The organism is Cupriavidus sp. 05N40, assembly GCF_056397305.1.
Genome location: NZ_JBFTND010000257.1, coordinates 1 through 9,025 on the forward strand (window position 1 = coordinate 1; position 9,025 = coordinate 9,025).

Genomic DNA, 9,025 nt, shown 5'->3' on the forward strand with positions numbered 1-9,025 from the left:
CGGCATAGGTCTGGGTCGCGGCCCAGATCGTGAAGAACAGGTGCCAAGGGTCCACGCTGGCCATTTCGCCGCGCGCGATCCATTCCTTGATCACGCTCGCCTTGCGCGTCACCAGCGCGCGCAGCGCGCCGCTGAGCACGTCACGGATCTCCGGCGCGCCATGCAGCAGCTCATTGGCAAACACGCGCGAGGCATCGGGGTGGCTGGCGGACAGCCGCATCTTGGCGCGGATGTACTGCTCCAGCGCCACCTGCGGGCGCTGCCCGGCGGCGATGATGTCGGTTTCCGAAAGCCACAGCGCCAGCGTATGCGCCAGCACCGCGCGGTACAGGGCCTGCTTGGTGCGGAAGTAGTAGTGGAGGTTGGACTTCGGCACGCCGGCCTGCGTGGCAATCTCGGCCATGGTGGCGCCGGCAAAGCCGGCACGCGCAAACACGTATTCGGCGGCGCGCAGGATCAGCGCCTCGTTCTCCTGGCGAATGCGCCCGCCCGCCGCTTCCTGCTGTGGCGGGAAGCATGGCGGCGGCGCCGTGGCCGGCGCGCCCATCAGCGCGTGCCGTAGAGCCTGTCGCCGGCGTCGCCCAGGCCGGGAACGATGTAGCCGTGCTCGTTGAGCTCCTCGTCGATCGCCGCCGTGACGATGGCCACGTCGGGATGCGCCGCCTGCAACGCGCGCAAACCCGGGCGCGAGGCGATCAGGCACACGTACTTGAGCGTGCTCACGCCCGCCTCCTTGAGACGGTTGAGCGCGGCGATGGCGGAGTTGCCGGTGGCCAGCATCGGGTCGACCACGATCACCAGCCGCTCGCGGATATCCTCCGGCATCTTGAAGTAGTACTCGATCGGCTCCAGCGTCTCCGGATCGCGGTACAGGCCGATATGGCCCACGCGCGCGGCCGGCAGCAGGTCCAGCATGCCGTCAAGGAAACCGTTGCCGGCCCGCAGGATGGACACCAGGCACAGCTTCTTGCCCGACAGCACCGGCGACTCCATCGGCGCGATCGGGGTCTTGATGGCGATGGTCTCCATCGCCAGGTCGCGCGTGGCTTCGTAGGTCAGCAACTGGCTGATCTCGCGGACCAGCCGGCGGAAATTGTCCGTGGTGGTGTCTTCGCTGCGGACCAGCGTGACCTTGTGCTGCACAAGCGGATGGTCCACCACCATCACCGATGGCGTGACAGGCGGTACAGCGGAAAGATCGGTCATGTTGCGCTCCTCGGGAGGCGAATCGCAAAGGGGTACCGCCGCGCGCCCCCTGGAGGGCGCGCGGCGCGCAGGCTAGAACACCGTGCCGTCGCTGTCGATGGCGAAAGGCGGCGGGCCGCCGGGCCTGCGCTTGGCGGCAATGCGGCGCCCCGCCGCCCAGGTGCCGCCTTCGAGCACGCGCGCCAGCGGAAAATCGGCGGCTGACAGCCCGAGCGCCTCGCGCACCGAGGCGGCCACCAGGTCCAGGCCGGTGACCGTGAGCGCGCGCCATTCCACGATGACCGGCTCGTCCACCGTGTGCGTCACCGAGGCGAAGGCCGGGTCGCGCGGCACCATCAGCTCGAAATCGAACAGCAGGCCGCCGTTGCGGTATTCGGGCAGGCCGGTGAGCGCTTCCAGCCCGGTGACGGTCAGCCCGGCGTCCTCCAGCGGTTCGAGCAACGAGTACGTCAGCCACTGCGTGAGCTTGTGGAACGGCACCAGGCCGTCGGCGCAGGCCGGGTGATGCCAGCAGTCGCCCAGCGAGACGCCCTCCAGCATGACGCGCCCCGGCCATACCGGACCCAGCGCCACCAGCAGCGTGCTCAGCACGAAGCCGGCCTCGATGTGACCGTCGACGGCACTCGCCTTGAGGTAGTCGTACAGGTTGCCAAGTCGCGCCGGCGTGCCGAACACGGCCGGCGTGGCCTGCGCCACCTCGCCGAGCCGGCGCAGCAGCCCGGCCCGGCCTTCCAGGCCGACCAGCGGATTGTGCTGCGCCACCTGGAACGCGGTGGCGATGGAAGAGGCGTCGATACGCATCAGGCGTTCGGCATCGGCGCGCAACGGCTGGCCGGGTTGGGCGGAGAATCCGCCGCGCGCGAACAGGTCGAAGCTCGCCACGCCCAGGCCTTCCGAGCGGGTCAGCGAGAGATCGCTGGCCGGGTCGCGATAGCGCCAGTCCGGGCCCGCGCCCGCATCCAGCAGCACGCTCGGGATCACCAGGTCGATGCCGATGCGGGCGCGCTCCTCGCGATCGGCCTCGCCGGACAGCCCGCCGCGCTCGCACAGGATCTGCCAGCGGTCCAGTTTCTCGCCCGCGCCGCTCTCGAAATGGCGCCAGCGGCTGTGATAAGGCACGTTCAGGTCCGGATAGCGCTGGCGGATAGTGGCCGCCACGTAGTCCGCCACCGCGGCGATGCGGTCCGGGTGCCAGGTAAACAGTTCGGAGGCGCCCGCCGCCACGTGCTCGGTGACGGTGGCGCAGTGCGCGCGCACCGCCTGCCCGGTCAGCAGCGCCGCGGCCGGATGCCCGGCGGGCACCGGGCTGGCCCAGCCGCCGCCGTCGCTGGCGGGTTGGGTGAAGGCATCGGACGGGCCGCCCGGCACGCCCGCTTCAGGTGTCTGGTTCATTCGTTCAGTCCTCTACCCTTTGCCAGTGCAAGTTCTTCCGCATCCGGCGGGGTATAGCTCGTGAAGTAGCCAGCCGCTACCTTGGCGTCGATTTCCACGCGGGCGTCGGCCGGAATCAGCGCATCGGGGATCGCCACCTGCTCGACCACCTCGATACCCTGGGCGGTCAGCGCCCCGTGCTTCATATTGCTCATCGAGGCCCAGCGGTCGATGCGCTTGATGCCGAGCCAGTGGAAAACGTCGGGCATGAGTTCCTGGAAACGCATGTCCTGCACGCCGGCCACGCATTCCGTGCGCGCGAAATAGGTCTCGGCGCGGTCGCCGCCGACCTGGCGCTTGCGAGCGTTGTAGACCAGGAACTTGGTGACTTCGCCCAGCGCGCGGCCTTCCTTGCGGTTGTAGACCACCAGGCCCACTCCGCCCTGTTGCGCCATCTCGATGCACACCTCGATGCCATGCGCCAGATAGGGCCGGCAAGTGCAGATATCGGAGCCGAACACGTCGGAGCCGTTGCATTCGTCGTGCACACGGCAGGCCACCTTGGTCTCGGGCTTGCCGAGCTGGCTGACATCGCCGAAGAAGTACAACGTCATGCCGCCGATGGGCGGCAGGAACACCTTGAGGTCCGCCCGCGTCACCAGTTCGGGGAACATGCCGCTGGTCTGCTCGAACAAGGCACGGCGCAGCGCGCTTTCCTTGATATCGAAGCGCCGCGCCAGGCCCGGCAGGTACCAGACCGGGTCGATCGCGGCCTTGGTCACGCGCACGTCGCCGTTGGCGTGGAGGATCCGGCCGTCCGGCACCAGGCGCCCTGCCGCGATGGCGCCCGCCAGTTCGGGCATATTGATATGGGCGCGGGTAACGGCAATCGAGGGCCGGATATCGATGCCCGCCGCGATCCGGTCTGCAAAGGCGGTGGAGACCAGGTGGCCCCAGGGATCCATGGAAACGATCTTGTCCGGGTCGGCCCACTGTGGATGCGGGCCGATGGGTTCGGCCGGCGCGGTATCGGTCAGGTCAGCCCGGTGATCGCGCTGCAGCCGGCCCGAGGCGACCGCCAGTGCGCGATACACCGCATAGGCGCCCGAGTGGGTGCCGATCACGTTGCGCTGGTCGGGATTGGTCAGGCTGGCGATCACGGGACCGCGCTCCGCGGCGCTGGCGGCCCCCCAGTGAATGGGCTCCGCCGGCTTGTCGCGGCGTGCGTGCGAGGTCAGGACGATATGATCGGACATGGCAGCCTCGGAACAGGAATCCTGACCAAACGGTCAGGTTTACAGTTTCATAGTAGGCAACCTTCATGCCATATCCCAATGCTCGTTTTTACCCTGTGTTGCGCGGCCAACAATGCCGCACCTTGACCAGGCGCACCGCAGCCGTGCGGTGGCATGCCCGCACGCTGCCGGATCGCGGTGCACAGGCACCAAGTGAAAGCGGCGCCAGGCTGTTCAGGCCTGGCGCCGCAGTTGGCATGCGTCTGCTTGCGATGCGCCGGAAAACCGGCGGGCCGCTCAGGTCGACTGCTGCCGCCCGGCAGGCTGGCGCCGCGGCGCTTCGGCGCGGGCCGGCCACACCGCCTGGCGCAGGGCCCGCAGCGGCGTCCCGCTCTCCACATAACGGTAGAACAGCGCGCCGGCCGCGTTGCTCAGCACCCACGCGGCAACCATGCCAAGTGCATTGAGCACGGGCTGGTGCGGCGCAAGATGGGATACCACGGCGTTGACTACCAGGCACACCGGGAAGTGCACCAGGAAAACCGAGTAGGAAATGCGGCCGAAGAACGCCAGCACATTGGCGCGCGGCCAGTGCTCCAGCCAGCCGCCACGACGCGCCATGCCCAGCAGCAAGGCCACCGCAAGGGCCACTGCGATACGCAGGCGGAAGTCCACGATCAGCGCGGCCAGCACCGCCGCGCCCAGCACCATCAGCGCCACCGGCGAACGCTCCGGCTCGGACGCCCAGAACGCCAGCGTACCCATGCCATAGGCGCCGAAGAAATAGATCGCCCACACATCCCACGCGGCATCACGGTTGAACCAGAACAGCGACGCCAGCGCCAGCCCCGCCACCAGTGGCATGCCGAACACGGCGCCCTCCACGTCGAACCACCTTGCGCACCGGCGCGCCAGCCACAGCGCCGCGATCAGCAAGGCAAACAGCTGCAGGTCGATGGCGACGTACCAGACGCCGGCCGATAGCGCATCGAAATCCAGCACGTTATGCAGCAGCAGCACATGCGCCAGGAACTGGTGCAGGCCCGGCGCGCCGGGAATCGAATCGTGATGCATCCAGGTGCGCGCGATGGCTGCACCGGCAATGGCGATGAGGATGGCCGCGGTATAAGGCACCACCAGTTTCTGGTAGCGCCGCCAGATCGCAAGCAAGGGATGCGGCACCATCAGATGACCGCCGGGCGCCAGGCTGCGCGCCGCGAGGAATCCGCTGATGACAAGGAAGGCCTGTACGGCAATGCGCGCGTATTGGGAGAACCAGTCGAGCAGATCGGGCGCCAGCACGTGGGCCACGTCGGACATCGGGCCGTAGAAGGCAAGATGGTGCAGCACGATCAGTTGCGAGCTGATCGCCTTGAGTGCGTCAACGCACGCCATGCGCGAAGGACGGGGGCTCATTGTTATAAGAATGCTACAAAGTACACAAGAGCGTGATTCTACTCCTATGCGGCCAAGGCGATCCGCGGCGGCGCCAGATAGTTATCAATACGGCACTTATTCGGCTATTTACGCATGTAATATGTCGTTAAGAACACATTTTCTCTCAGGCGCGCCGGCCCGAGACCCAGAAAAGCAAGGCCGCCGCCAGTAGCGACACCCAGTAATCCGTCGGCGCGCCGGCCAGCCAGTGGATATGCCAGGGCACGAATTCTGGCGCGAAGCGCGCCACGCCATACGCCGGATTGAGCACGAACCAGAGAAAATCCTCGGTGATCCAGAACACCATGATGCAGGCGATCACACGGGCTTCCGCCCGCCAGTTCCAGCGACCGGCAAACAGCAGCGGGAAATGGAAGAACAGGGCCACGCAGGGAAATACCCAGGCGTGATAGCCGGTCATCGGGCGACCGCCCCAGAAGATATCCAGCAGCCAGTGATGCTCGATGCGCCAGGTGGGCAGGTTGGCGGCCCAGCCGGCAGCGCCTTCGATCTGGATCTCGACATTGGCAAAGAAGTACGCCAGCAGCAAGGTCCAGCCGATGATCAGCAGCAGCACCAGCGGGTGCCGCGACGGAAATGCCTGCGCATGCCGCTGCGGGCCAGACAGGTTCAGGGAGCGCATCAGCCTGCCTCCGCCGGCAGCGGCGCGCGGTCTTGCCGGCCAGGCAATTGCGCCAGCACGGTCTGCAGCACGCGCCGGGCCGCCGCAGGCTGGCCCAGCGAGCGAGCCCGCTCCCGCATCGCGTCCAGCCGGGCCGGTTCGGCCAGCAGCAGGCGCACACGGTATTCGAGCGAGACCAGGTCCACGGCCTTGAGCGCAGCGCCCTGCTCCAGCAGATAGTCCGCGTTGCGCTCCTCCTGTCCCGGGATCGGCGCATTGACGACCATCGGCACGCCCATGGCCAGGCATTCGGAGGTGGTCAGCCCGCCGGGCTTGGTGATGACGAGGTCAGAGCAGGCCATCAGCCGTTCCACCTCATTGGTGAATCCGAATGGAAACAGCCGGCCGGGATGCGCGCCCGCCAGCGTCCTGAGGCGATTCAATGCGGCCTCGTTGCGCCCGGCCAGCACGATCAACTGGAAATCGTCGCCCAGCCGCATCAGCGCGTCGGCGGCTTCGTCCAGGCCGCCGAGGCCGGCGCCGCCCCCCATCAGCATGATGGTGCGCCGCGCCGGGTCCAGGCCAAAATGCGCGGCGCAAGCGTGCCGGTCCTGCGGCTGGGTGAAGGCCGGCACCACCGGGATACCGGTGGTATGGATGCGCCCCGCCTCGATGCGGCTGGCCCGCATGCGAAAGGCGATTTCCTCGCTGGCGGCGAAGTAGCCCGTCATATGGGGAATCACCCACATGCCATGCAGGTCGAAATCGGTCACCTGCACCCACACCGGCACGGCCAGTCGCTGGCGGCGCACTTCATGCATCAGGATCTCGGCCGGCAGGAAGTGCGTGCAGACGATGGCGTCCGGCGCGAATTCGTCGATCGCCCGGCGCAGCGCGCGCGTGCTGAGGCGCTCCGCGGCCCGCCGCAGTTTCTGCATGGGCGCGGCGGGATCGGCCTCCGAGGTATGCTGGTACAGCATGCCCCACAAGGCCGGATAGCTGTTGACCAGCTTGATGTAGAGGTCCGTGTAGAGCTTGCGGAAGGTGGCGGGCACGTACGCCATCACATCGAGATGCAGGGTCCGCACCTCGGGGAATTCGGCCTGCGCCGTCAGCCTCAGGGCCTCGGCGGCACGCATGTGCCCGGCGCCGGCGGAAACGCTGAGGAACAGGATTTTCTTCTGCGGCCTGGTCGCGTCGGTCAGATCGGTCACATGGCTCCTCGGGTCACTTCATGACAAATGACTTGATCAGGGTCAGCTCGCCGGGCTTGCGCATCGGCACGCGGAATACCTGCTGCTTTTCGCTGGGCGTGTTCTCGTCGGTGATCACCGCCACCTGGGCCACGGTGATGGCTTCGGGCCCCGCACCGCTGCCGTAGTAGTTCACGTAGACGAGATAGGTGCCGGGCGGCGGCGCGGCGATCGAATAGATCTCGGGACCATAGCCGGTGGTCACGTCGACGTCGAGCGCCCCGCCGTTGCCGGCGACGCGATTTGCGTAGAAGGTGTGCTGGCCGTCCGGCGCAACCACATGGAGGTCCAGGTCGGTGGCATCGCTATCCCAGGACAGCACCACGCGCAAGCGCGGCCGGGTCCGGCCCTGGTAGCCGTCGTAGAACTGCACGCGCTTGCTGGCGCCCTGCGCGCTGCGCATCTCCACGCTGTTGCTGCCTGCGGAAAACGCATATGGCCGCGAGAAGCGGCCGTCCTCCTCCACCCGCTGCGGCATGGCGACACCGTTGATCACCAGCGTGGCGACCGAGCCGTCGCCGCGCCGGCCACGTCCGCGCGCAGCGGGCGCGGCGCCCTCGGCACCGCCGCCAGGCTGCGCTTTCGGCGCCGAACGGATACGCCCCGCGATCATGGCGCTGGCGGCCTGGCCCGCCGGCGTGGACACCGACACGGCGGGATAGTGGACCTCCTGCGTGTAATTGGCAGTGTCACCCGCCGAATTGCGCCATCCGTTGCGTGGCGTGGTGAACTCGATGGCAWCGTCGGCATGCGCGGCGCCCGCCAGCAGCAAGGCCGGCAGGATCAGTCTGGCTAAAGCGAAATTCGGCTTGCGATGCATATCCACATTCCCTGCCCCTGGCGGGCATTATCTGCTTCCTGGCTTTCGCCCTTGGAGGACGCCGGTCAGAAGCGCACCGATTTCATCAGCGTCAGTTCGCCCAGCTTGCGCAGCGGCACCACCAGGGTCTCGCGCTTCTCGTTGAGCGTGTTCTCGTTGTAGATCAGCGTGAGCCTGGCGGTGATCAGGTCGCGCGCGTTTGCGCCAGCCTGGAAGTTGTAGCCGGCGGCGTCGAAATTGCCCCAATAGTTCACGTAGAAAAGCCACACGCCCGGGCGCGGCGCGGCGCTGGAGAAGATCTCGGGGCCGGCTCCGTCCACGCTGTCCACGTCGAGGCCCCCGCCCGCGGGCAGCAGCGGGCTGGCCCAGAAGGCATGACCGCCGTCCGGCGAGATCACATGCAGGTCGACCTCGGCCTTGGGATCGTCCCAGGTCAGCACGGCGCGCAGCCTGGCCTGGACCTTGGTGGCGTCGGCCTCGTAGAACTGCAGGCGCTGGCGCGAGGCGCCGTCGGCGGAAATGATCTCGACGCTGTTGGAGCCGCGCCCGAACGCCCATGGCCGGGCAAAGCGACCCTGCTCGTCGGCATAGAGCGGCATTGCGTTGCCGTTGACCACCAGCGTGGGCGGCTTGCGGCCTTCCTTGCCGGCCCGGTGCAGGCGGCCTTCGATCAGCGTGCGGTATTTCTGCGCGCCGCGGTCCACCGGCGGCTTGGGATAGGCCGCGGTGTAGCGTTCCAGCTCGCTGGACAGGCCGCTGTGGCGCCAGCCGCCGGCCGGGCCTTCGAGCTCGGCGACCGGCCCGGCCGTGCCCGCCAACGGTGCCACGGCCCAGGCGAGCGCCAGCGCGGCAGGTGACCAGCGGTGCGGGGAGAAAAAGGTGCGGTTCATGACGGATTTTCCGTGCGCACCAGCTTGCGCGCGAGGCCTTCGACGAATTGCTCGTCCTGCCCGCGCGGATGGCGCGCGAACGCGAGGTGCAGGTATTCGTGTGCCAGCGCGATGCGGTCGTCCTCGCTGGCAAGCCGGTGGATATAGAGCCGGTTGCGGCGCGCATCGGCATAGGGCCGGCCTTCGCGGAC

The 9,025-nt window shown here is 67.8% G+C and carries 10 protein-coding genes; all 10 read right to left on the reverse strand.

Translation table 11 applies throughout. From position 1 onward, the window contains the following. Positions 1-547, reverse strand: a 547-nt coding sequence (locus tag AC1DO7_RS36445) for a TetR family transcriptional regulator C-terminal domain-containing protein (protein WP_477117235.1), incomplete at its 3' end; no start/stop codon positions are given. Further along, a complete protein-coding gene (upp, locus tag AC1DO7_RS36450; protein WP_441616919.1) occupies positions 547-1,206 on the reverse strand; it encodes a uracil phosphoribosyltransferase in 660 nt (219 codons plus the stop codon). The genes AC1DO7_RS36445 and upp, both read right to left, overlap by 1 nt. Positions 1,207-1,278: 72 nt before the next feature. After that, entirely contained in the window at positions 1,279-2,598 is a 1,320-nt protein-coding gene (locus tag AC1DO7_RS36455; protein ID WP_441616921.1) for a URC4/urg3 family protein, read from the reverse strand. Continuing rightward, positions 2,595-3,833 carry a GTP cyclohydrolase II gene (locus AC1DO7_RS36460; protein ID WP_441616923.1) on the reverse strand — a complete coding sequence of 413 codons (1,239 nt, stop codon included), beginning with the start codon at positions 3,831-3,833 and terminating at the stop codon, positions 2,595-2,597. Before AC1DO7_RS36460 ends, AC1DO7_RS36455 begins: the two co-directional genes overlap by 4 nt. A gap of 276 nt (positions 3,834-4,109) precedes the next feature. Next, the gene (locus AC1DO7_RS36465; RefSeq protein WP_441616925.1) at positions 4,110-5,228 is read right to left on the reverse strand and encodes an acyltransferase family protein; all 1,119 of its coding nucleotides are present in this window, start codon (positions 5,226-5,228) and stop codon (positions 4,110-4,112) included. Positions 5,229-5,373: 145 nt separating this feature from the next. Further along, positions 5,374-5,892, reverse strand: coding sequence for a hypothetical protein (locus AC1DO7_RS36470; protein WP_441616927.1), 519 nt, complete (start codon positions 5,890-5,892; stop codon positions 5,374-5,376). Then, positions 5,892-7,010, reverse strand: a complete 1,119-nt coding sequence (locus tag AC1DO7_RS36475) for an MGDG synthase family glycosyltransferase (protein WP_441617102.1) — start codon at positions 7,008-7,010, stop codon at positions 5,892-5,894. Before AC1DO7_RS36475 ends, AC1DO7_RS36470 begins: the two co-directional genes overlap by 1 nt. Before the next feature lie 88 nt (positions 7,011-7,098). Then, positions 7,099-7,944: a YfaP family protein gene (locus AC1DO7_RS36480; RefSeq protein ID WP_477117236.1), complete on the reverse strand. Its 846-nt coding sequence runs from the start codon at positions 7,942-7,944 to the stop codon at positions 7,099-7,101. A gap of 65 nt (positions 7,945-8,009) precedes the next feature. After that, a complete protein-coding gene (locus AC1DO7_RS36485) occupies positions 8,010-8,834 on the reverse strand; it encodes a YfaP family protein (protein WP_441616929.1) in 825 nt (274 codons plus the stop codon). Further along, positions 8,831-9,025 (reverse strand): DUF2300 domain-containing protein (locus AC1DO7_RS36490; protein WP_477117237.1); only part of this gene is annotated, 195 nt, incomplete at its 5' end. The genes AC1DO7_RS36485 and AC1DO7_RS36490, both read right to left, overlap by 4 nt.